The sequence below is a fragment of the Pseudotenacibaculum haliotis genome, from assembly GCF_042684245.1.
GTDB classification, from domain to species: Bacteria; Bacteroidota; Bacteroidia; order Flavobacteriales; family Flavobacteriaceae; genus Polaribacter; species Polaribacter haliotis_A.
Map to the genome: position 1 here is coordinate 176,990 of NZ_JBHULH010000004.1, position 25,285 is coordinate 202,274.

A 25,285-nucleotide genomic window follows, 5' to 3' on the forward strand; every position below is an offset into this window, starting at 1 on the left:
ATATATTTAAAAATTGCATTTTATGAACGAGAATTATATTGAATTTAGTAAAAAAAGAGATTTAGGAACCATAATTTCTGATACTTTAAAATTTTTACGAACAGAAGGGAGACCTTTCTTTACTTCTATTTTCAGAGCTTCTATAATCCCAATGATTGTATCTATTGCAGCAACACTGTATTATACCTATACAGCTACTGAATCTAGTTATTTAGGTTCTGTATTTGGAAGCGGAGAATACTTACTATCAATGCTAGCGTATTTTGGAACACTCATTGTCGTAAATGCAGCTATGTCAAATTCAGCATTGTCCTATATCAAATCCTATGCAAGCAATAGAGGCATAATAGATTATGAAGAGGTGCAAGAGACAACAAAAAGTAAGTTTAACTCAATTTTAGGCTTAAGTTTCCTTAATGCCATTGTTATGGCTGTTGGATTTATGTTATGTTTTCTGCCAGGGATTTATTTTGCTGTTGTTTTATCTGTTTCCGGATGTCTTATAATGTTTGACAATCTTGGAACTTTTGATGCTTTTGGAGACGCATTCAATTTTATTAAAGGTCATTGGTGGGATACTTTTGGAGTGCTGTTTGTAGTAGGATTGATTATTATCGTTTTAAGTATCATACTAAATCTTCCTGCAACGATTTATCAGTTTGGAAGTGATGGTTTCAGTTTATTCAATTTAGAAAATTCGGTAAGCGCTACGGAGTTATTTTCAGACCCAATATTCTTAATTCTTACAGTGATATCTTACTTGTTAAATTACTTCTTTCACATTGTGGGTGTAGTTGTAAGTGCTTTTATCTATTTTGATATCAAAGAACAGAAAGATCCATCAACACCACGAGATATTATAGATACAATAGGAACAGATGAAGCTTAAACAAGTCCTCTAGATTTTAACTCCAGGTATTTGTTAATGGTATCGTCCGTAAGATCTTGCGGACGTGTTAAAACAGATTGTATTCCGTATTTCTTAAGTTCACTTACAATTTGTTTTTTCTCGTACATGAATTTTTCGGCAATAATTCTGTCGTATACTTCTTGAATATTTCTTGGCGTTTCTTCCAATAGAGAGCTCAATTCCGTATTTTTAAAGAATACCACCAATAGCAAATGATTCTTTGCCAATGCTCGTAAATAGGGGAGTTGCCTGTTCAATCCGTCTATCGTATCAAAATTTGTGTACAAGATGATCAAACTTCGATTGGTAATCTTTCTTTTGATAGTATTGTATAGCTGACTGAAATCTGATTCAGAAAAATCTGTAGCAACATTATACAATGCCTCAGAAATCAAATTCATTTGAGTGTTTCGTTGTTCAGCAACAATTAAATCTTCTACCTTACCAGAAAAGGTGAGCATCCCGGCTCTGTCTTGTTTTTTCAATGCTGCATGACTAACAGCTAGAGTGGCATTTATTGAATAATCTAATAAAGACAAATCATCAAAATGCATTTGCATGGTTCTTCCTTTATCAATTACAGAATAGATAGGCTGAGATTTCTCTTCTACATATTGATTGACCATTAGTTGATTTCTCTTAGCTGTAGCTTTCCAATTCAATGTTCTTATGTCGTCTCCGGCAACATACTCTTTGATCTGCTCAAACTCTAATGAATGCCCAATTCTACGTACTTTTTTTGTTCCGTAAGTTTGAGAATCTGTGAATGCATTTACAGCAAAACTTTGCAGTTTTAAAAACGAAGGATAACATTTTAGTTCTTTTTCTTCGCCTAAAACATATTTTCTTGTTGCCAATCGTAGGGGAGAACTTACATATAAATTGATATGCCCAAAATGATAAACACCTCTAAGGGTTGGAGTGAGCTCGTATTCAATTCTATGTAGCTTTCTTTCTGGTTTGATGACAATTGGAAAGATGAAATCTCTTTTTTGAAACTGAAAAGGAAGTTCTTCAATCACAGAAATATGCGCTACAAACTTGTACTTGTTCTCAATAAGCAGTTGTACCTTGTTTTTATCTCCATTAGACAAACGTTCTGGTAAAGAACGCTCTACGGTTACACCTTTTTTTACAGAGTAAACAACGATAATATCTATAATAGTTAGTAGTGAAATAACCAACAAAGCAACCTTTGAAACCTCAAACATAAACGGTGCAAAAAAGCCTACTACAAAGGCACAAGCAATGATTCCGAGTACGAAAAATAAACGGTTGTTTAGGAATAAGGATTTGTATAGATTACTCATGAACAGTTATCTAGGAATTTCTACTGATTCAATAATTTGTTCGATGATCTGATGACTGGTCAAACCTTCCATCTCTCTTTCTGGAGTCACAATTACTCTGTGCTTTAAAACAGGAATTGCAGCATTTTTAATATCCTCAGGAGTTACAAAGTCTCTACCGGCAATAGCAGCAAATGCTTTGGAAGCATTTAAAATAGCGATACTGGCTCTAGGAGAAGCTCCTAAATACAAGAATGAATTGGTACGTGTATTCACTACGATGTCTGCAATATACTTTAATAAGTTAGCTTCAATCTGAATTTGATTTACCAAACTTCTATAGGTTTCAATATCTTCTCCGGAAATAACAGTTTCTATCTTTTGAATCTTCTGAGTATTCTCTAATTGTTGCTCTCTAGTAATAATTTCCAACTCTTCTTGAGCATCAGGATACTTTACATCAATTTTAAATAGAAAACGATCTAATTGTGCTTCCGGCAATCGATAAGTTCCTTCTTGTTCTATTGGGTTTTGAGTAGCCAATACAATAAAAGGTTTTCCCATCGGATAGGTAGTACCATCTATAGTTACTTGCTTTTCTTCCATTACCTCAAACAAAGCAGCCTGTGTTTTAGCTGGAGCTCTGTTGATCTCATCAATTAAGATCATATTAGAGAAAATAGGCCCTTTTTTAAATTCAAAATCAGAAGTTTTTACGTTAAAAACTGAGGTTCCTAATATATCTGAAGGCATTAAATCCGGTGTAAACTGAATTCTACTAAAACCTACTGATAGGGTCTTTGATAGAAGTTTTGCAGTAATTGTTTTTGCAACTCCCGGAACTCCTTCAATTAAAGCGTGACCATTTGCTAACATAGCTACCAAAAGCAGATCAACCATATCTTTTTGACCAACAATTACCTTACGTAACTGTTCTTTGATCTTAAAGACATTCTCCTGTAATTCGGTGAGGTCTATTCGATTCTGAAACTCAAGATTTTCATCTTTTTTGATCTCTTCTGATGTTTGCTCATTGGAGATGTTTTCTTGTTGTTCTTCCATTTTATTTTTGTTTCAAAAAATTGTCAATCATTTTATTTAAAGTCATTACATCTTCTTCTGTACACATTTCTTTTTTGTTTAATGCAATGATACTATTGATCAGGTATTTTGTTTTGCTTAATTCGTTACCTGATTTCATAGCTAATTTTTCTATGAATTCTTTATTTAAGTTGTGGGTGTCTATGAGATAGCGTGTTCTTACTTTCTCCAAGAAAAAAAGAATCTTTTTCTCAATAACATTTTTATGACTCTCATTCTTCAAATAAAGATTAGAGATGGTATGTGTAAACTCTAAAGTTGAATTCTTTGGTGGTTCTATTACAGGAATGGCTCTTTGTTTTCTTCGGGCATTAAATAGCATGAATAGGAGCAAACCAAAAAATCCTAAATAGAGAAACCATTTTAGTGATGGGTTGTTCCAGAAAAAGACAAATACAGATCCGGCATTACTGTCAGAATCAGAATTTTCAGAATCGTTGATCTTGCTCCAACGAATCTGAGGATCCCACAATACATCTTCGTCCGGTAAATAAGAGAGCACATTTTCTACATAAGTATGATTCTCATTAAGCATGTTATAGTTGGTAAAAACTATAGGTTGCGTATGTACGTATACAGCTCCTTTTCCGTGATAGATCTTTAAAAATGTAGGTTCTTCCTTTCCTTCTATATTTTGAGTACCTAAAACAATTGTATTGGTAGGGTTGTAGGATGAAAAATAGTTTCTACGTAGATTTCGATCGTATTGAAAGCTTTGTTGATGAAAATCAGGGTTGTTTAACTTTAGTTCTCCCTTTAAATTCTTCAAGTGAGAAGGGGAGTAAGAACGTGTATCCAGATTTGTAGTTTCTATTTGTAAAGCTTTTTCCAGTTTTGTACTGAAATCATTCAAGGAAAAGAAAGCATGACTTCCATCTTTTACATAATCAAGAATCAAATCAATACCATCTTGTGTAATTTTATTTGCGTTGTTTTTGATACAGATATAGTTGAACTTATAATCTTCTTCAAAATAGGTCCAGTTGAAGTAATCGTAGATGTTTTGCTCTAAATTCAAAACTTTAGCCGGTTCGAATAAATCGTTGGATTCTTCAAATATGATATATGCGCCAAAAGGACTCTTGGATTTCTCTCTGAAATTCTCACGCCAGTTGGTTCTATTACAACCTACCAATAATATGGACATGACCATCAAAAAAGATACTATGCTAAGGTTCTGTATTCTCATTTGATGGTTTTGATAAAAGATTGATATTTCTCTTCTATGGTAGCAAACTTTGCTTCATCAACAGTAAACTCGCCATACCAAACATAAGCATAGACATACGATAAGTAAGAGAAGGCTGATCTCATTTGCTTATCTTTTAACTCAAACATATATTCTGAGTTGGTCTTATCCTTGTGATATTCTATAAATTTTTTCTGAGATAGGTTTTTTAATAATGAAAGGTAGTAATAACGAGTAGCCAATCTGAAATCTCGGTTTCGTACGGCAAGCTGTAAAAGTTGCTCATAATCGTTTTCATCAATATTATCATCTTCACTAATGAGCTTTTTAACCTGTTCTTTCTTAACAATACTACTTTTCCAAAAACCGGGCTCAACATTAAAAAACACTTTCACAATAATTAGTACTACGGCAATTCCTAAAAGGATAGGGAAGATGGTAGACATAAAACTGGAGAAAGCAGCAGAGCCACCGGAACCTGAATTCACTGTAGTAGAACTCTTCCGTTCTTTTATGGGTTCTGGACTGGATTCTTTAATATTATCGTTATAATTAAAATCACTTCCAGAATACTTCTCATTCAATTCTTTATCAAATGAACGTTCTTTAGAATGTTCAAGTGTCTTTACATAATTTGTGTCTATAGTACTCATAGCGGCTTTTACTTCCGCAGATTCTTCTATAACATCAAACTCATAGCTAGTTTGAGCTTGAGCAAAGCCTATGATCAATAGACAGCATATGTAACAGATTTTTTTGATCATCGTAAGCCATGTTTTTGAGCTACCTTATAAGGTAACAAAAGATAATAATATGAAATTGTGATCAAACAGAATAAGATAATAGCGTAGCAAACAAATGTAGGCATGGTATTATAATATCTTGTTACATAACCTTCTAAGAACCCTGCTAAGAATGTAAAAGGAATGGTGCTAAGAAAAATGAAGAAAGCATGTCGCAAACCAACTTTAAAAGACTCGAAACGTTTTAATGTTCCCGGAAAGAGAATGCTTGCACCAATAATATAGCCGGCAGCAGATTCTATGATCATACCAAAGATCTCATAGGTTCCGTGAATCCAAATTCCTTTTACGCTATCCCAAAACGTGTTTTGCTGATAAAAGAAAGCTTGAAAAACAGCTACCATAATGGCATTGTATACAATATAAAGACCGGTTCCTATTCCAACAATCAAACCGGAAAGAAACATTCTAAGTCCTACCCAAAGGTTGTTTTGGAAAATTCCAATAAAACTTCCCCAGTTAGACCCACTTTTGTAAACAGCAAGCGTATCGCCACTTTCAATATTCTCTAAAGTCATATCAATATAGCGATCACCCAAAATTTGTCGGGCAAAGGCACCATCATTGAATGTAGAAAGTAATCCGATAAAGAAGAAAACAAAAAATACAGCGAACGCTAAGTAAATATATTTCCTGTATCGATAACACAACAAAGGAACTTCATCAAAGAAGAAGTACAAGATTGGATTCTTGTCTACTCTTTTGGTATGATATATTTTGGAATAACTGATTTTTGCCAACTTGTTTAAGTAAGGTACAACCTTGCTTTTGGGATAGAACGATTGAGCATAGGCCAAGTCGTTCATGATCTTTATATGTAAGTCAGCTAATTCGTCAGGATTTTTTTTCTCTTTATTTGAAATTACTCTCTCAAATTCTAGCCATTTTTCTTTATTTTGCTTAATAAAAGCGACCTCTCTCATTAAGGCTAAAATAATGAATGCATGAAAACACTCCAAATAAATACCACACAAAATGTAAATATCAATTTCACCTTAGCAAGTGAGGTACAGAGAGCTGGAGCGTTTTTAATAGATAATATTTTAAAATTTGCATATCTGTTCTTTATTTACTCTGTTTTTACAGAGGCAACCATAGAAGGATGGGCAGACGATACTTGGTCTGCAGTAGCCCTTAATGCTCTTATTACATTACCGGTTACATTCTATTCGCTGTATACAGAGATCTTAATGAACGGGCAAACTGTAGGGAAGAAGGCATTGAGTATTAAAGTGGTTAATATTGATGGATTTAAACCTTCAATTACAGATTATATTATCAGATGGTTTTTAAGAATCGTAGATTTTAATTTGTTCTTTATTTTGGTTGTATATGCCTATGCTCTAGGCTGGGATAGTTATGTAGGATTGATCCTGTTGCTTTTTTTGGTAGGAAAGTGTGTAGGTATTGTAAGTGTGGCTATTTCTAAAAAAAATCAAAGAATAGGGGATATGTCTGCAAATACTGTGGTGATCTATTTAAAAGATACTGCAAAATTTTCTCAAACTATTATGGAAGAGATCACAGACAATTATGTGCCAAAATATCCTAATGTGATCAAGTTGTCTGACAACGACGCAAGAATTATTAAAGATACCTTTACAGTAGCTTCTCGCACAAAAGATTATAAGACATTAATTAAGCTTAGAAAGAAGATAGAGGAAGTAGCTAATATCAAAGCAGAAGAGAAAAGCGATATAGAGTTTATAGACAAAGTTTTAAAAGATTATAATTACTACACTCAGAATATGTAATAAAAAAAGGGAAGCTGAAAAGCTTCCCTTTTTAATATCTTAAAATAGTTTTATTTCTTGTTTTCTTTAGGAATTTTTACTCCTAATTTATCCATTACCTTTTGGGTAAGGTCAAACTTCTCATCGATGTATGCAAATTCGTTTCCTGAAGTTGTTAATATTTGAGTGTATCCTTCAGCTTTAGCAATAACAGCAATAGCATCTGTTAATTTCTTATATAGAGGACGCATCAATTCATTTTTTTTCAGCTGTAGCAATTTACTACCATTTTGCTGTGTTAATTGTAGCTTTTTCTCCAAATCACCTAACTCATCAATCTTTATTTTCTTGAAGTTATCTGAGATCTCAGGTCCTAGTTTTTGAAAAGCATCAACTTTACCTTGGTATTCTTTTAGTTTTATTTGATAAGAAGAATCCAACCTTTTCGCATAGTCATTTAATAAAGACAATACCTTTTTAGCTTCGGGCATTAAACCAACGATATACTCTGAGTTGATAGATCCTACTTTTGTTTGCGCGGTTGCTAAAATTCCCATAAAGCAAAGCGCAAAAGTGATAATTCTTACTTTCATCTGCTTAAAATTTGCAGCAAAGATAAAAAAGGCAACGACTTACGAAAATTTAATGCTCTTTAAAAAGCGTTAAAGTTTTTCTTCTATAGTTTTAATGATCTCTTTGATATCTGATTGGAAATCAAACCAAATGGTTTCTTGGTCTCTACGGAACCAGGTAAGTTGCCGCTTTGCAAAACGACGTGTGTTCTTTTTGATTTCTTCAATAGCAAACTCTTTGGTAAAAGTACCATCGAAATAAGAGAAGAGTTCTCTATAACCTACAGTTTGTAAAGCATTTAGATTTCTGTGCTCATACAATTGTTTAGCTTCTTCTATAAGTCCGGCTTCAATCATAAGATCTACTCGTAAATTGATTCTGTCATAGATCTTTTCCCGATCTCCATTCAATCCCACTTTCAAAGAATGAAAGTTGCGTTTCTTTTTTGTTTTGTTCTTAAAGCTAGAGTAGGTTTTACCGGTTCCTATACAAACCTCTAAAGCTCTGGTAACTCTTTGAGGATTGTCTTTTGCAATACTTTTATAAGTATCCGGATCTAATTCTTTTAGTTTTTCTTGCAAATAGGGAAGACCTTTGGTGTGTAGTTCTTCTGTTAACTGAACTCTTATATTGGAATCTATCTTTGGAAAATCATCAAAACCTTTTAAAACAGCATCAACATACAAGCCACTACCTCCAACCATAATAACTACATCGTGTTTTTGAAAAAGTTTATCTAAGGTTTGTAAGGCATCTTTTTCATAATCACCTACGTTGTAATCTTCGAAAATACTTCTGTTTTGTATGAAGTGATGAGGGGCTGCACTAAGTTCATCAGGATCGGGAACTGCGGTTCCTATAGACATTTCCTTATAAAATTGTCTAGAGTCGCAAGAAATGATCTCAGTATTGAAATGATTGGCAAGTTTAATACTTAGTGATGTTTTCCCAATAGCAGTAGGGCCTACAACAGTAATTAAGGTCTTGTTTTGCGTGTTCATCTATTCGTTGAGTTCGTTACCGCAATGATAACAAAATTCAGCGCCATCTTTGTGGTCTTCTTTCAAACAATTTGGACAAGCTTGTGTATTTGTATGAACTTGAGTTTTTGTCATCTCAGCACTTACAATACCCGTAGGAATGGCAATGATGGAATAACCCAGAATCATAATAACACTAGCTATTAACTGACCTAAAGGTGTTCCGGGAGCAATATCTCCATATCCAACAGTAGTGAGGGTTACGATAGCCCAATAAACACTACGTGGAATACTGGTAAAACCATTTTCTGAACCTTCTATCATATACATAACGGTTCCTAAAATGATACAAAGAATCAAAACAAAGAATAAAAAGACAGCTACTTTGGCTCTACTGTTTCTTAGCGCTATTAATAAACGATTGGACTCACTAATGTAACGTGCAAGTTTTAAGATTCTGAATACTCTAAGAAGTCGTAAAGCTCTTAATGCAGCTAAGTTGTGCGTACCCACTAAGATTAATGAAAGATACTTTGGTATGGTAGATAAGAGGTCAATAATACCGTAGAAGCTAAAGACATAGTTCCAAGGTTTTTTTACCGAAACGATCCTTAAAATGTATTCGATCGAGAACAAAATAGTAATCACCCATTCAGCGACATTGAGAAACTCACCATACTTATCATTGATGCTTTGTACGCTTTCCAACATCACAAATAAGATACTGGCAAGAATAGCAATAAGCAATACTACATCAAAGAGTTTCCCTGATGGAGTATCGGCTTCATAAATAATTTCATGAAGCCGATGTCTAAAAGATGTATTTTTTTGTTTAGGTTCTTTCAAGTATTGTCAATTTGCACACAATATACTACAAATTAATTTTTTCTGATGAAGACAAAGTCACCTCCTTCGTCACCAACTTCTTGAATTGTTCCGTACTGAGGTACGTTTTTACTGTTGTTCATAACAGGTTCTTCAATACGATCAAAGATCTTTCTAGCTGTTAGATAAGCTTCTTGGTTATTTCTTAAACGATCTATCAGATATTTTAAGAATACACTCTTGTTAGGAACTGTTTTTAAAGTTCCACTGGTAATCGCTTTTCTACTAGGAAGCTCAAATTTACGTTTGATTGATTTTGGAGCTGCTTTGTAGGAACGTGTCTTAAAAATACTACCGCTAAAGCATGCATCTGAGATCAATAAAGTATGCTTTGAATTGATTCCTTTGATATAATCCTTGATTGTTGAATTACTGATCATATTTAAACCATATTCAGGATCGGCATCAGAAGGTAACCAGCTACCTGTTTCTGTAGCTTCATCATAAACTCCATGTCCGGCATAGAAGATCAATACATTGTCTTTGTTGGTTACTTTCTTTTTCAGTTTTACAAACTCTCTTAAAATTTGATTCTCAGTAGGGCTGTTGTTCAAAAGAACTACATGTTCTTCCTCAAAACTATATTGATTAACTAGAATATCTTTTAAGTCTTTTGCATCTTTGGTAGGAAGTCCTTCCAAGTCTGGCACATTGCTAGCATCGTTATAATCACTTACTCCAATTAACAAGGCATAGTATTTTCCAAATCCAACATCTATCTTATCAACAGGATCTACAACTACAACATCTGTTTTATCTACATCTGGTGATTTTCTTTTGATAGTGAATCTTTTTGTAGAAGAAGCTTGTTTGATGTCTGTGGCTTTTACCACCAACTCATTGCTTCCAATCTTTAAAGGAACACTTGCATAGAAAGTTCCATCTTCATTTACTGTAGCATCTACACCATTGATTAAAACTTCATAAATACCATCTTTATCTGTAGCTTTTCCTCGTACTTGAATTTTCTTTGTTTTTACAATTTTAAATCCACGCTTTAAATCTACATCAGGCTCGGTAATAACAACCACCGGAGGATTATTGTATGAGCTAGATTGGTATTTTATGTTCAAATAGTCTATAGAGATTTTTTGCTCATGATACGCTGTAAATCCTAGTTTGGTTCCAAAGAAACCTTGAAAAGGAGCCTCGTTCATGTATTGACCATTGATATAGAAGCGTAATAACTTTCCTGATTTAACAATTTTGATCTTATTGGCTTGACCAATTCCTGTTTTTACAGCATTGTTGGATGTGAAAGGAATGATTTTTCCATACTTGTCATTGTCGAACTTTCTGAACATGTAACTTCCATTCGTACTAATTAGGAAGGTAAACTCATTACTAGAGTTCTTACGTCCAAATGTCAACCCATATAAACCGGTAGCACCGGATTTTTGTCTACTGATGGATGTTTCAATAATGAAATCTTTGTTAGTATCAATATCAATGTCCTTACTAATAAAAATTCCACCTTCTTTCTTTCTGTGAATGTTTAGTTTTCCATTGCTGATACCAGAGGTATAGTTGTCTACATTATCAGTAGACCATCCGTTGGTATTGCTAGAAAAACTTTCATTCAAAGGAAGTTTAAGAGCTTTGTTATTAGTAACAACAGTATTGGTTGTTCCTAGGTATTTTACTCTCACATAATCAATAGCGATTTCTTGATTGTTATACACTACAAAACCTAAATCATCTCCGTAAAATGCTTCATAATCTGTTTGGTATACATAACTACCATTGATGTAAAACTTATAATAACCGTTTTGCTTTTTAACCTTTAGTGTATTGGATTTTAAGTTTCCGGTATTTACATAAGTTGTAGTTGTCCACTTTTGAATGACTTGCTCTGAATTATTAACCATTCTGGCAATTTTGTAATAGCCACTAGAAGAGATGTAAAAACGGAAATCGTTGTCGTCTTTTTTACCAAAAATCAACCCATATCCATAGTTGGTAACTCCACTTATTTTATCAATCTTAGTTTCTATTTCAAAATCTTTGCTGGTATCAATATACGTATCGTTGTATGTAGCCCAACCTTTTTCATTTCGCTTGTGTTTTAGATAGTATTTTCCATTTTTAACACTAAACTCTTTCTTTTCATCATTGGAAGTATACCACTTATTAGTGTTGCTACTATACTGATCACTAAAATGAAATCCTGAGTTGCTATACGTGTAATTACTTATGTTATCAGTGTTATTTGTATTGGTATTAACAACAGTTTTCTTTTTGTCTAAATATCCTACACTTAAATAAGCGATAGAAACCTTTTGTCTGTCGTATACAATATATCCTAAGCGATCACCAAAGAATTCAGGGCTGTAATCTGTATACACTTTCGTATTATTGATATAGTACTCAAGCTTGCTACCTATTTTTACTACTTTTAAGACATTATAAGCACCATTTCCTGTACGAATAGCAGAAGATTTTGTCCATTCTTTTAAGTAATTGTTTTGCCCATTCTTCATCTTGTTGATAGAGAAGGAGCCACCACCATTTACATAGAATAAGTTTTGGTTATTAGAATCCAATCGACCAAAGACAATTCCGTACCCGTTATTTTGAATTCCGCTTTCTTTCTTGATATCTGCCAGAATTTTAAAATCTCTTGAAGTATCAATATATTTCTTAGTGGTTGAAGACCATCCTCCAGAAGCTCTCTTATGATCGAAGTAATAGTTACCATTTCTAATGTCTAAATCAACATTTTCGTTCTTAGAAGTAGACCAATCATTTCTATTGTCTGTATAACCATCAAAAATGATCGTTTCTTTACTTACATGAGAAACAGTATTTGTGTTGGTATTCGTATTTGTATTCGGGTTTGTTTTATTATCCTCATACGCCATACTTAAATAACCAACTCGAATAGACTGTCTGTCATAAACGGTAAACCCTACACGGTCTCCATACATCTTTACAGAGTAACTGGTATGTACCAAATTACTGTTGATGTAGAACTTGTAAGCAGAACCAACTTTTTGAACTTTTAAATAGTTATAAACTCCATTTCCTTTTTTAATGTGACTAGAAGATGTCCAGTTCTTTACATAAGTTCTTGTACCGTTTTTATACTGTACGATCTTATAAGATCCATCACCGGAAATTAAGAAATGATTCTGATTGTCATTGTCTTCTTTTCCAAAGGTAACTCCGTAACCATTGTTTTGAATTCCGGTACTTTTTTTGATTTGTGCCGTGATTCTAAAATTTCTTGATGTGTTGATGTATTTTTTAATAGTAGTAGACCATCCTCCTGTTTCTCTCTTATGATCTACTATATAGTCTCCATTTTCAATAGAAAGCCTTACATCGGTAGTATTGGTTTCGGACCAATTGTTGTTCTTGTTATTGAACCCTTCAAAAAGAATGGTTTTAGAAGCAGTATTGGTATTTGTATTGGTTGTGGTACCACTGGTGTATTTTACTCTAAAATAATCAATGGCTACTTTTTGGTTTCTATACAAACGGAATCCCATTTTAGATCCTTTGAACTTTTTAAAGTCCATTCCATATACATAACTACCATTGACATAATAAGTAATTCTACTTCCTTTTTTCTTAATCTTTAGTTTATTGGTACTATAGTTCCCTTTTTTTACAAAGGAAGATGCTGTCCAAGATTTGATACTGTTATAAGAGCCATTTTTTGATTCGGCTACTCTATAATACCCCGAAGAAGTAATACCAAATTCAGTATAATCGTCAGCATCTTTATAATCATATAAGAAAGATATTCCGTAGTCTTGAACCCCCGAGATCTTTAGAATAGAAGTCTCTATTTCAAAATCTTTGGTAAAATCAATGAAGAAAGTTCTAGTAGTAAAATCTCTGCTACCTTCATTTTTCTTATGTTCAAAATAGTATTTACCATTTGAAACATATAGTTCTCTGATGTCGTTATTGCCTTTTGTCCATGAGCCTTGACTATCAAACTCTTCTTGGTATACGTAACTGCTTTGTGCCCAAAGACTCAAACTACCAACTAAAAAGAGGGATAAGCATAGTATGGCTGATTTAAGTTTCATAATTTTTTTATTGGTGATTTACTGATATAAATATAGGAACAACTTTTGAAGAAGAAGAGCTAGATGCAGCTTTAAATGCAATTTTATCGCTCTCAAAAGTAAGGTCGTCTCCCTTAAACATTTTGTATTGTAATGCCTTCTTTACATTGGCAACAAAATCTCCCGATCCATATCTGGCTTTGCTAATAATGCTATTAATGTCTAAACGCTCTTTGCTATACAATACACACAAGATGTCTTGGCCGGGTTTATTATCAAATTCGATATAGTATTCTTCATTAGGGATTGCAATTTCGCTATTGGTGTAATTGAAGAAAGGACTGAAATTCTCAAAAGGATAAAGCTTGTTTACAGATTTATCTGAACCTCCGTAACCAATCAAATACACATAGCCTCTTTGCTTACTTTTTAAATAAATTCTGAATTGTGTTCCAGAAGAGTATGCTTTGTCAATAGAATAGGTAGCCTTGATCTTTTTATTGTTACCTGCTTTTACAATATTAAAGTTTCTTTTTGCTTCACTTGATAATGTAGGAGACATGTCTCTTCCGTTACTCAAACGTAATGCGATCTCACCCGATATTCTATTGCGTTTTACAGTTGTAGTTGTAGTTGTAGTTGTAGTAACATTGGTGTTTGTATCTGGTGTAGATTTTGCATTATCTATCAAAACATAGGCAGTTTTGATGTAGGTTTTAAAGTCGTTATAGCGTACCCAAAAGAAACCTCCATTTCTAAAACGAGTTCCCCACGAGTTCATAATTTCAAAAGCGCCTCCGTATTTGCTATCGTCATATCCTACAACAACCATGGCATGTCCACCACCTGAAGGAACAGAAGGAGGAGTCCATAATTCGCCATAACCACTTAACTTTCCGTACTTGAACATTCCTACAACAACTGGGTTCTTATTAGCAATAGCCTTTTTTACTTTGCCCACTAAATTATAAGGATTGTCCCATCTTGCTAAACGCTCGAAGGTTAAGATTTTATTATTTCTTGCACGTTGCATAGAATAACTGCTAGGCTTTGCAGTACAACTGTTAGGGTTGTATAAAAACTCTGTTTTCTTTAAGATTCCAGAGTTGTTCATTAGCTTCATAGCATCTGCAATATAAGAACCTCTGGTACAGTTATTATCTCCGTAGGCTTTGATTTGGTTGTATACAAAGGAAGGAGAGAATGCATTTTGGTTAATTTTAATCTTATTATTTTTCCAGTTGTTTCTAATAGCATAGGCAATGGTTCTTGCACCATATCCGCTTGCCCACCCAACACAGGAAGGCTGTCTACCTTGATCTCCTGGAGTAGGAGCATAAGGTTTTAAGCTGAAACTTCTTGGTAAACTCGTATAACTCCTAGTTAAGATGGGAGCAGACATCGGAACAGATTCGTATTTCTCTTGACTGAAATCCAGTCCGGTTCCGCGATCTTCATCACCTTGAGCATGAAGCATAAAAGTAAAAAGGAGGAAGGCTAAAAGAAAGCTTACTTTTTTCATAATGAGAGTTTTAACTGGTTGATTTTCAAATATCCGATTAAAGATAAAAAAAATAAATACGTCAAATGACGTATTTATACAGGGGATTATGCCTGTTTATTGCTTTTTTAGTACTGTTGATGACTCTTTTCATAGTATTTTTTCGTAAACTTATTTTTTCTTCAGCTCTATTATTGAGCTATGTGCTTTGATCATTGTATTGTACAATTCTTTCAGATATTCGTATTCCTCACCCATATATGTGGTTCTGTTGATTTGTAATTGAGAGAGAATACTAATCTTTTGATCGTCTTTTTTTACACGTAATAAATAGTTTCCGCCTTTGTTAGGAAGATCATATTTAAGATCACTAGGATACTTGACAACCTCATATCCTTCAGGAATAATAAAATTGATAAAGAAAGCTTCAGAGCGTGCATATCCATAGTTAATTGGATACAATCTCTCTTTCATTTTAAAAGGGTTTGATTCGTACCTGTTTAATAAAAATGGATTTATTTTTATCGAAGAAGTTTCTTCTTCATCAATGAGAATACTAAAGTCAAACTTTTCTCGAAAAGCTTTGTCAACCCTATCAAGAAAAAAGGAAGTGTAATTTTTTATTTCTAAATCTATACTTTCTGATTCTATAGAACTAAGGTATTCCTCCTGAGAAGAACTTTTGATCTCTTCTTTTTTTAATGAACTGTAGTAGCCGCTTCTTTTTATATCTACATTTCCGAAAAACCCTTCATTTTCAGGAGAGAATTCTATTTTCGATTTTATGAGAACTTTATTATTGGAAATAGGTTTTACTTTTATCCAATAACTTTTGTTGCCATAAGGATTTTCATTAAAAAGGTCGAAAACTCTAACATCTTCGTTTAAGCATTCAAAGGGTAATTGTCCAAAGGAAATATTTTTCCTGGAAGCATCTAAAACATACTTTTTCCCTTCTATAGTAACAACAATGACCAAGTAGTTAAAACTGTTGGGAGAGGGGTGAAGCTTTGTAATTTTACCGTTACCTCTAGTAGATAACAATCCAATGTTTGCTTCAAACTGATAAGCCCTTAAAGCATTTAAGAGCGACATGTTTATGGTAGAGGCTGAGGCTGCTTTTTCTTTAAAAGATTTGTTATAGTTTACTTCTTCATATAGATCAACTCTCTCATTCCAAGTATAATGATTTTGAATAAACCTAAAAATCTCTTTAGCTACCTTAAGCTTTGTGCCATTATTTACTGTATTTGCAGGAATTCTTTTTTTGAAGAAGCCGGTCTTGTTTATACTGGACAAGTAAATAGACTTTAATCTTTTGTTTATAGCTTTCCAGCCTTTTAAAACACCTAGTTCTGAGTTTATAGAAAATTCATGAGTAAAAGTTAGTTTAGAGATAAAGTTCTCTCTACTGGTCATGTACTTTTCATTATGAAGCGCAGGAACAGAATCAAAAACATAATGAACGTAATAACATTCATGTTTCTTTTTGATACACTTCTTTTTCATTTTTAATTCCTTAAAACTAGGCTTAAGCATACCATTAAGTCTTACGTAAAACTCATAATCTGTAGCATTCAATAGCTCATATTCTGTTTTTACTTTGGGAATAGTCGTTTGGAATGGTTGATTTAAGATACTTGAAGAACGTGTTGTGTATGCATATTTAAATTCGATGATTGATCCCTCACTAACATTGGGAAGTATATAAGTAGTTTTATTGATGTAATCATTTATATTTTCTACTAAAGCTCCTTTAACATCCAATACAGTCTTTATGATCTCTCCATTATCTGATAGGTTATATGTAGTCCCTTCAACAAAATCAACACCGTCAACACCAACGTAAGCAGATCTTTTACTAGGAATGCCTGCTTGTATGATAAACGTAGCACGATCTAATTCTTCTTTATTAAAGAACTTGATTTTTACATAGTATTCTCTTGTAAAACTATAGTATTTTTTTGGGTTGGAATAGATATAGACTTTTTCATCTAGAATGACGGCTCCTGCAGTAGAATCTTTTTCATAATACTTCATTTGTAATTCCTCTAAAGAAACGTTTCCTAAAGAAATTTTGTTAATATCTTGAGAATAAGAGTAGAGACAAATAAATAAAAAAGAAAACAGTAAAGTCCTTTTCATAGTTTTTATTTTAGAAATTAAGATCCTTTTTGAAGTATTATAGGAGTATTTTGAATTTTGATCATTTGATCATAAAACTTCTTTAAATCTTTGTAATCATCTCCTAAGAAGACTATTTTGTCAATTTTAAATTTGATAAAAATGTTAAAAACTCCATCTTCATAAGTCTTTTTATAAGTATAAAAACCCGCGTCATTAGGTAAGAAAAAGCTTTTACTCTCGGGTATACCTTTTAAAACATAACCTTTAGGCGTTTTTATATTTATTCGATAGATAACCGTTTTGTTATATCCATAATCAATGGGATACACTCTTTGTTTCAATTGAAAAGGATTCTTTTTTATTGTATTTAATATTTTGGATAAATTAATATCAAACCCATCCATTGTAAGTTCATAGACTTCTTTTAATGGTTTCTCTATGCTATCCAAATTTTGTACATGATAATTTTGGATCTCTATTTCTTCATTTTCAGTTTCTAAATGCTTTACATAATTCTTTTCACCAATCTCAGAAATATTATTTCTTTTAAAAAGAGCTGGGTAGCCGCTACTTATGATACTCTTTTTTCCAAAAAAATTATCTTCTTCATCCAGTATTAGCGACATGGTGACCTTTGTAGTATTATTCTTATAGGGTTTCACCTCTTTCCAATGACTACCGTTCTCAGTATCAATGATCAAAGCTCTCCCGTTAAGACACTGAAAAGGGATGATTCCAAAAACACTGTATTTGTTTGTAGCATCTAAAAAATATTCTTTATGATCTATAACGATCCTCACCAAATAATAATTGAAATCCGAAATATTGAAATCGTTTTCATTTACAAAACCTTTCTCTCTAGTAGATAAAGTTACCAAGTTTACATTCTTTAGATTTACTGCTTTTAATGAAGCATATAATGCAGTATTAATAGTAAAGGCAGAAGCAATTTTTTCTTTATAAAGATCATCTACTTTCTTATTTAACCTGCCTAATTTATAATAGTCCCGAATATGATTAAACACCATCTTTGCTTTTTCCAAACTATCTTTTAAATGTAATATAGAATCTGAAAATTGACCCCGGAAATGAGTTCTGTACTTTTCTAATCCTTTTTCAAGGCCTCTATAGTAACGATCTATAATTCGCAATGTTTTGCCTCCTTTTCTTACGGTAATCCAGTCAAAATTTTCAGGTTGAAAATCTAATTTAGAAATGTAGTTATTCTTACTGGTTAGATATTCTTCTTCAATAAAAGATGGTACATCGGAAAACTCATACCATAGTTCTCTACAGGTGTCGTCAGAAAAACACTTTTTTAGTTTAGATGTTTGAAACTTGGGTTCTAAAAGTCCTTTTAATTTATAACTCAGAAAAATAGGAACTCCAGCTCCGTAGATTGCTTTTATTTTGGGAATATCAGATTGTATTTCCCAATCATAAACACCATAACTTCTTGTTCTGATTGTAAATTTATATTCTATAACTGAACCTTCTTTTACATTAGGTAACGCAAATGATTTGATTCTAACATCTTTATTAAACTTACTCTTAATGATTGACCTTCTATGAAGATCAGTTTTTTCTATTTCCCCATTTTCATTAAGGTTATATGTAGTTCCCTTAATGTCTTTTACATTTACTGTTTTGTAAAATGGAATTTGAATTGTAGCTAAATCATAAGCATCTTTTTTAAGAATCTTTACTCTTACATAGTAGTACCTTATGAACGAATTCTTTTTAGTAGAGTTAAAATAAACATAGGATTGCTCATGCAAAATAACAGCACTGGCATCAGGATCTTTTTCGTAGTTAGTCATCTTTAACTCTTGAAGAGTGACTTGCCCCATTTTTTGGGATTTCCATTTTTGAGAAAAAGAAAAATTACAGAGAAGAGAAAGAAATGTTATCAGTAAGATTCTTTTCATAGTTTTTCCGCTAAGATAAGCCAAACTATAAAAACTATTCAAAATTTAAAAGCGAATAATTTTCGAAACGGAGTTACTTTTTAGATAATTTTTAACAATGTTCTTGGCTAGCTCTTTATTTTCTGTAGGAGTCAATACAGATCGAAGAATATCTAAGTGTGATTCTTGAAAAGAGAGATTGGTAAACCCATAGCCTGTAACCTCATTGTTTTCTACCAAAATGATCGCATTTTCCTCAAGTTCTCTTCCTTTATGTTGAAGGATAAAATCGCTGTGAGCAAAGTCTTCTGTGATCTTTTTTCTTTTCTTGCTAAAATTGAACTTAGGTTGTAATGTGTCCAATTCTATGTTGTACCTAAGTCGAGTAAAAAGTTCATTACCGGTAAACTCATAGGTTACATTATGAACTCTTTCTTGAATCTTTTGAGCCCTTCTGCTTTGTTTTAGAAAGAGTTTGTTGACCTCAGACTTTAAATTCTTACCTCTTCCTATGTAAATAACCTTTCCATTGGTATTGTGTACATAGAAAACACCCATTTTTTCGGGAATGCTTTCTAAAATAGAATTCAAACGATCTTTTACGTCTCTGTTGTCAAAGTATTTGATAGACTCTTGAATGATCTCTTTATCCTTGTCTTTATCCAATAACAGTTTGAATAACTGTACTGTGGCCAATGCATCTCCTGAAGCTCTATGTCTGTTGCTCATAGGAATACCCAAGGATTTACACAATTTCCCTAAGCTGTAGGAATCTTCATCAGGAATCAATCTTCTGCTTAGATCAACAGTACATAAAGTATTCTTTTGATATTCAAATCCAAGTCTTTTAAACTCGGTGTTTAGTACTCTAAAATCAAATCCGGCATTGTGTGCTACAATAGTGCAATTGTCTGTAATTTCAACAATTCGTTTTGCTACTTCGTAGAATTTTGGAGCATTCTTAAGCATCTTATTGCTAATCCCGGTAAGCTTTACAACAAACTCTTGAATGGGTTTTTCAGGATTCACTAAGCTAATGAACTGATCTGTTACCTCATGACCATCAAAGCGATAGATGGCTACTTCTGTAATTCCTTCTTCATTATACTTACCGCCTGTAGTTTCTATATCTAAAACTGCGTACAACTTCTCTTTTTCTAGATTATATAATTTCTTGCACCAAATATAGAACTTCCTACTCGAATCATAGTGCTCCCATTTTCTATAGCAAGTTGATAGTCTCCGCTCATTCCCATAGAAAGAATAGTGAGTTCTGTATTTGTGTTTTTTTGTTGATCAAAGAATGTTTTTAAACTTGAAAATTCTTCTTGCAAAACTTCTTTATCGTGGGTGAAAGTTGCCATTCCCATAAAGCCAACAACTTTTACATTTTCTAACTGAGCCAATTCTTCTGAAGCTAGAATTTCTTCAATTTCATTAAAAGGTAGTCCAAATTTGGTTTCTTCTTTAGCAATTCTGGCTTGTAACAAACAACGAATTACTCTATTGTGTTTTTTCGCTTGTTTATCTATTTCTACCAAGGTCTTAAAACTGTCAACACCATGTATCAGATCAACGAAATGAGCCATGTATTTAACCTTATTTCGTTGCAAGTGCCCAATCATATGCCATTGAATGTCTTTTGGCAATTCATCGTACTTAGAAACCATTTCCTGAATCTTATTTTCACCAAAAACACGGTGCCCGGCATCATAAGCTTCCTGAATATCAGAAACCGGTTTGGTTTTAGAAACAGCAACAAGTGTTACATGCTCGGGTAGAGTAGTGTTGATCTTCGCTAAGTTGTTCTTGATAAAATCCATAGTTAAAATTCATACATAATAAGACCGCTTCTTAATTTAGGCTCAATATAACTGGTCTTTGGAGGCATTTTTAATTCGGCATCAGCAATCTCTTTCATTTCTTCTATAGAAATAGGAACTACTCCAAAGCCAACCTTATACGATCCGTTATCTACATTGTTTTTGATAGATAAGATATCTAGCTTGTTATGAGTATATCCAATACGATTGTTATGGTTCAAATCTTCAATTCCCAAGATAGGCTTCAATATGGTTCTGTACAAGACCTCTGTATCTAATCTACTTAATGCATCATCAAACTTATACAGGTTTTTTCTGAGGTACAATGAATAAAACTCGCCATCCAAATACATACTAAAATGATGTTTTTGAGAAGGTTTGTACAGGTTAGGGCCTTTGTTTTCTATTCTAAAATACGTGTCTAACTCAATTAAAAACTCTTCTGTAGACAAGCCATTTAAATCTTTTACAAGTCTGTTGAATTCTGCAATCTCTAAATGCGATTCAGGAATTAGATAGCTCATAAAAAAATTATAAGCTTCCTGACCGGTATGATTTGAGTTCTCTGATTCCAGATCGTCTGCCAAAAGGGAAGAAGATGCACTTCTATGATGACCGTCTGCAATATACAGGTCGTTTACACCATCAAAAAAGCTAATGATCTTTTCTACCCTTTCCGGATCTTGGATTAACCACAATCGATGTAGTTTTTTATCTGTTGTAGAGAATTCGTATTCAGGCCTCTCTTTTTTTACATTCTCTATAAATGTATTAAAATCCTGATCGTCTTTATAGGTCAAAAGAACAGGTTCTGCATTAAAACCTGTTGCTTTTAGGTAAGTTTCAAATAAGATCTCTCTTTTCTGTAAGGTCCCTTCATGTTTTTTGATGAGTCCTTTTTTATAATCTTCTACAGCAGTAGCGGCAATAATACCACAAAAATTGCTGTAAAAATCTGAGCTTTCATAGATATAAAAAGAAGGAAGATCGTCTTGTAAGAAAATCTCATTCTCTTTAAATTCTTCATATCTGTTGTGAACCATTTGAAATCGTTGATCACCTGAAATTTCCTGATGATACTTGTATCCAGGATTGATAATATGAAGAAAAGTAAAAGGATTAAAATCCAGCTTTGCACCCAATTCTGCAGGTGTGTAAGCCTCATAGGATTTTGAAGAAACCAAGGCTACTTTATCTCTGCTGGGTCTAACCCCTTTAAAAGGTTTTATGATGGCCATAAATTACTTTAGCAGTTTAGTAATTTGTGAAGCCAATTCAGTACCAATTCTATCTTGAGCTTCCATAGTAGCCGCTCCAATATGTGGAGTTAATGACAACTCTGGATTCATTAACAACTGAATTTCCGGTTTTGGTTCGTTTTCAAAAACATCCAATCCGGCAAACTTTACTTTTTTACTTTCAATGGCATTTACCAAAGCAACTTCATCAATTACACCACCACGAGCAGCATTTACAATACCAACTCCTGTTTTCATTTTCTCAATCTCTTTTTCTCCAATGATGTATTGCTCTTGAGCCGGAACGTGTAGTGTAATGAAATCACTTTCTTTCAAAAGCGTATCTAGATCAGAAGTTTCTATAGGAATAGTAATACTTTGTCCGTTAAAGAAATCAATCTTAATTGGAGCTCCTTCACTAAATGCATCATTTGCTACCACCGTCATACCCAAACCTAAAGCGATTTTAGCAACCTCTTGTCCGATACGACCAAAACCGATAATACCTATGGTCTTTCCACGTAACTCCATACCGGAAGCATACGCTTTCTTTAGTTCTTTAAAACGAGAATCTCCTTCTAATGGCATTTCTCTGTTGGATTGGTGTAAGAAACGTACCATTCCAAACAAGTGAGCAAAAACCAATTCAGCTACAGAGCTAGAAGAGGCAGCAGGTGTGTTAATTACGTGTAGTCCTTGATCTATGGCATATTGCACATCAATATTGTCCATTCCAACACCACCGCGACCGATTAATTTTAAACTTGGGCAAGCATCAATTAATTCTTGTCTTACTTGCGTTGCACTTCTTACTAAGATAGCATCAATTTGATACTCATTAATATAGCTTTCCAATTGTTCTTGTGCCACTTTAGTAGTGATCACTTCAAATCCTTCTTTTTGTAAGGCGTCAATTCCACTTTGTGAAATTCCGTCGTTTGCTAATATTTTCATTTTATGCTTTTCTTTCTAATTCTTGCATTACATCTACCAAAGCTTGAACGCTATATAGAGGTAGTGCATTGTACATACTCGCTCTATAACCACCAACACTTCTGTGACCATTTAGCCCATTAATTCTTGCTTCTTTCCGCATAGCATCAAAAGTATCTTTTAATGCTTCATCTGTAAGTGTAAATGTAGCATTCATAATACTTCTATCTTCCACTTCAACAACTCCTTGGAATAATGGATTTCTATCAATTTCATTGTATAGAAGAGTTGCTTTCTTCTCGTTTACTTTTTCAATAAACTCGATTCCTCCTAAGTTTTTAAGCCATTCTAAGGTTAACATAGAAACATATACCGGGAATACAGGCGGTGTGTTGAACATACTATCTTTTCCTAAATGTGTTTGATAGTTCAACATAGAAGGAATAGTTCGATCAACTTTTCCTAAAATATCTTCTTTAATAACAACCACAGTAGTTCCTGCAGGACCCATATTCTTTTGTGCTCCGGCATAGATCAAATCAAACTTAGAAAAGTCCATTTGACGCGAAAAGATATCAGAACTCATATCACATACCAAAGGAACATTTGTCTCTGGGAAATCTTTCATTTGAGTTCCAAAGATGGTATTGTTACTGGTACAGTGGAAGTAATCTGCATCATTTGGAATTTCATATCCTTTAGGGATATAAGTAAAATTCTTGTCTTTAGAAGAAGCTACTTCAACCAAATCACCAAATAATTTTGCTTCTTTGATTGCTTTTGTACTCCAAGTTCCGGTGTTTAAATAAGCTGCTTTTTTATTTAATAAATTATAAGCAGTCATTAGAAACTGTGAACTGGCTCCTCCTTGTAAGAATAATACGGAATATCCTTTATTTTCTAATCCCAATAATTCCAATACCAAAGCTCTGGCATTCTCCATTACATCTACAAAAGGTTTGCTTCTGTGAGAGATTTCTATTAATGATAGATCATCATTATTGAAGTTAACTACAGCCTCAGAAGCTTTTTGTAAAACTTCTTCCGGTAAGATACAAGGACCTGCACTAAAGTTGTGTTTTTTCATGTGTGTGTTGCGTTGTTTTAACAAGTGGCAAATTTCCTAATTTTTAATGGAGTAATAATCAAATTGTGGATAAAAATGACAAAGTGTTGATACCATCTGCATAATCCCATAATTTAGGGTGTTGTGTTTGTCCAAATTTCACTTCATTTTCCAGGAAGTTATTGGCAACAATGCATTGAATGTGATCTGCATCTTGATGCAGTTTTATTTTTAGATCTACAGGATCATCGTAGTATTCATAGAAAATACTGGCGATAGGAGAGGCGTAGCTTTCGTCCTCTTTGATCATTAAGAATCCGTTTTCTAAAATATCAAATTCACTCATCAAATAAACGGCCTTATTATAATCGTAATTGTTTGCGTATTTCTGATTGTGAATAATCTCATGTTGTTTGTACATTCCTTTAAAGAAAGGATCAAAATCAAACCCTCTTGGAACAAATAGTTTAGAAACACTTCTACAACCTAATCCAAAGTATCTGAAAACATCATCACTCAACATTTCAAAGTCAGATTCATTTTCATTTCCTTGAATAACAGCAACAGAGTTTCTATTCTTTCTGATAATGCTAGGCTTGTCTTTAAAATAATACTCAAAATATCGTGCAGTATTATTGCTTCCTGTAGCGATTACAGCATCATAACCTTCCAGTTTTTCTTCTGTAAAAGATATTTTTCCTTTAAAGGATTCATTGGCATATTCTAAATATTTGGCAATGAAAGGAAGTAAATGCTTATCGTTAGAAGATTGTTTTACTAAAACAGAATGTCCGGAGACTAAAACAGATAAAAAATCATGAAATCCTACCAAAGGGATGTTCCCAGCCATAACAACAGCTACTGTTCGATTACTGTGTTCATGTAAGGATTCTTCAGAGATCCATCTGTTAAGGTTCTCTTTCTGAAGGGCTTCTGACCAATTCTCTAAAGAAAATAAAATATTGTCTTTGGTAAACCAAGTATTGTTTTCTTGGGCTAATTTCATTTGATGTTTAAATCCATCAAAGAAAAGATCATTGTTTAAAACCTCAGAATCCTTGCGGGTTTCCTCTCTTGAAAACTGGTTTAAAAATTTACCTAATTCTGTAAATGTGTTAATTCTATTTTGAATACTACTCATTTCTTTTGGTTGCTACCTTTTTAGGGTTTATTTTTGCAGTGCAAAGTTACACAAACAAAAGAGAATA

At 33.2% G+C, this 25,285-nt stretch carries 20 protein-coding genes; 2 read left to right on the top strand and 18 right to left on the bottom strand.

The genetic code is table 11. The features are described 5' to 3' along the window. Positions 1-22 precede the first annotated feature (22 nt). Positions 23-889: a hypothetical protein gene (locus ACFSRZ_RS08850; RefSeq protein WP_379666191.1), complete on the top strand. Its 867-nt coding sequence runs from the start codon at positions 23-25 to the stop codon at positions 887-889. On the opposite strand, the gene ACFSRZ_RS08855 is transcribed toward ACFSRZ_RS08850, so the two are convergent. From ACFSRZ_RS08855 to ACFSRZ_RS08875, 5 genes are read right to left on the bottom strand one after another with little or no spacing between them, the layout of a single operon-like run. Then, positions 886-2,220 (bottom strand): DUF58 domain-containing protein, encoded by a 1,335-nt coding sequence (locus tag ACFSRZ_RS08855; protein WP_379666192.1) that lies wholly within the window; start codon positions 2,218-2,220, stop codon positions 886-888. The two genes, ACFSRZ_RS08850 and ACFSRZ_RS08855, sit on opposite strands and share 4 nt — an antisense overlap. Before the next feature lie 6 nt (positions 2,221-2,226). Then, complete coding sequence (locus tag ACFSRZ_RS08860) at positions 2,227-3,261, bottom strand: AAA family ATPase (RefSeq protein ID WP_379666193.1); 1,035 nt, start codon at positions 3,259-3,261, stop codon at positions 2,227-2,229. A gap of 1 nt (position 3,262) precedes the next feature. Next, positions 3,263-4,489 (bottom strand): hypothetical protein, encoded by a 1,227-nt coding sequence (locus tag ACFSRZ_RS08865; protein WP_379666194.1) that lies wholly within the window; start codon positions 4,487-4,489, stop codon positions 3,263-3,265. Then, positions 4,486-5,253, bottom strand: coding sequence for a hypothetical protein (locus tag ACFSRZ_RS08870; RefSeq protein ID WP_379666195.1), 768 nt, complete (start codon positions 5,251-5,253; stop codon positions 4,486-4,488). The genes ACFSRZ_RS08865 and ACFSRZ_RS08870 overlap by 4 nt, the downstream gene beginning before the upstream one ends. Next, positions 5,250-6,215 carry a stage II sporulation protein M gene (locus ACFSRZ_RS08875; RefSeq protein ID WP_379666196.1) on the bottom strand — a complete coding sequence of 322 codons (966 nt, stop codon included), beginning with the start codon at positions 6,213-6,215 and terminating at the stop codon, positions 5,250-5,252. The genes ACFSRZ_RS08870 and ACFSRZ_RS08875 overlap by 4 nt, the downstream gene beginning before the upstream one ends. A 21-nt stretch (positions 6,216-6,236) precedes the next feature. On the opposite strand from ACFSRZ_RS08875, the gene ACFSRZ_RS08880 reads away from it, so the two are divergent. Further along, the gene (locus ACFSRZ_RS08880; RefSeq protein WP_379666197.1) at positions 6,237-7,046 is read left to right on the top strand and encodes an RDD family protein; all 810 of its coding nucleotides are present in this window, start codon (positions 6,237-6,239) and stop codon (positions 7,044-7,046) included. Between the two features lie 50 nt (positions 7,047-7,096). On the opposite strand, the gene ACFSRZ_RS08885 is transcribed toward ACFSRZ_RS08880, so the two are convergent. The 13 genes from ACFSRZ_RS08885 to ACFSRZ_RS08945 form a co-directional block, all read right to left on the bottom strand. Continuing rightward, a complete protein-coding gene (locus tag ACFSRZ_RS08885) occupies positions 7,097-7,618 on the bottom strand; it encodes an OmpH family outer membrane protein (protein ID WP_379666198.1) in 522 nt (173 codons plus the stop codon). 69 nt (positions 7,619-7,687) lie between these two features. After that, positions 7,688-8,599, bottom strand: coding sequence for a tRNA (adenosine(37)-N6)-dimethylallyltransferase MiaA (miaA, locus tag ACFSRZ_RS08890; protein ID WP_379666199.1), 912 nt, complete (start codon positions 8,597-8,599; stop codon positions 7,688-7,690). Next, positions 8,600-9,424, bottom strand: a complete 825-nt coding sequence (locus ACFSRZ_RS08895) for an ion transporter (RefSeq protein WP_379666200.1) — start codon at positions 9,422-9,424, stop codon at positions 8,600-8,602. Between the two features lie 32 nt (positions 9,425-9,456). Further along, on the bottom strand, positions 9,457-13,503 hold the full coding sequence (locus ACFSRZ_RS08900; protein ID WP_379666201.1) for a hypothetical protein: 4,047 nt from the start codon (positions 13,501-13,503) through the stop codon (positions 9,457-9,459). 7 nt (positions 13,504-13,510) lie between these two features. Then, a complete protein-coding gene (locus ACFSRZ_RS08905) occupies positions 13,511-15,004 on the bottom strand; it encodes a C1 family peptidase (protein ID WP_379666202.1) in 1,494 nt (497 codons plus the stop codon). A 150-nt stretch (positions 15,005-15,154) separates the two neighbouring features. After that, positions 15,155-17,128: a hypothetical protein gene (locus ACFSRZ_RS08910; RefSeq protein WP_379666203.1), complete on the bottom strand. Its 1,974-nt coding sequence runs from the start codon at positions 17,126-17,128 to the stop codon at positions 15,155-15,157. Between the two features lie 17 nt (positions 17,129-17,145). Beyond that, the gene (locus ACFSRZ_RS08915; RefSeq protein WP_379666204.1) at positions 17,146-18,960 is read right to left on the bottom strand and encodes a DUF3857 domain-containing protein; all 1,815 of its coding nucleotides are present in this window, start codon (positions 18,958-18,960) and stop codon (positions 17,146-17,148) included. Between the two features lie 123 nt (positions 18,961-19,083). Beyond that, positions 19,084-20,163 (bottom strand): exonuclease domain-containing protein, encoded by a 1,080-nt coding sequence (locus ACFSRZ_RS08920; protein ID WP_379666205.1) that lies wholly within the window; start codon positions 20,161-20,163, stop codon positions 19,084-19,086. A gap of 11 nt (positions 20,164-20,174) precedes the next feature. After that, the gene (locus tag ACFSRZ_RS08925; RefSeq protein ID WP_379666206.1) at positions 20,175-20,840 is read right to left on the bottom strand and encodes a YggS family pyridoxal phosphate-dependent enzyme; all 666 of its coding nucleotides are present in this window, start codon (positions 20,838-20,840) and stop codon (positions 20,175-20,177) included. A 2-nt stretch (positions 20,841-20,842) separates the two neighbouring features. Continuing rightward, positions 20,843-22,078: a DUF1015 domain-containing protein gene (locus ACFSRZ_RS08930; RefSeq protein ID WP_379666207.1), complete on the bottom strand. Its 1,236-nt coding sequence runs from the start codon at positions 22,076-22,078 to the stop codon at positions 20,843-20,845. A 3-nt stretch (positions 22,079-22,081) separates the two neighbouring features. Further along, positions 22,082-23,032 carry a D-2-hydroxyacid dehydrogenase gene (locus ACFSRZ_RS08935; RefSeq protein WP_379666208.1) on the bottom strand — a complete coding sequence of 317 codons (951 nt, stop codon included), beginning with the start codon at positions 23,030-23,032 and terminating at the stop codon, positions 22,082-22,084. Position 23,033: 1 nt separating this feature from the next. Further along, positions 23,034-24,098 carry a 3-phosphoserine/phosphohydroxythreonine transaminase gene (gene serC, locus ACFSRZ_RS08940; protein WP_379666209.1) on the bottom strand — a complete coding sequence of 355 codons (1,065 nt, stop codon included), beginning with the start codon at positions 24,096-24,098 and terminating at the stop codon, positions 23,034-23,036. Positions 24,099-24,156: 58 nt separating this feature from the next. Further along, positions 24,157-25,218, bottom strand: coding sequence for an acyl-CoA reductase (locus ACFSRZ_RS08945; RefSeq protein ID WP_379666210.1), 1,062 nt, complete (start codon positions 25,216-25,218; stop codon positions 24,157-24,159). Between the last annotated feature and the right edge of the window lie 67 nt (positions 25,219-25,285).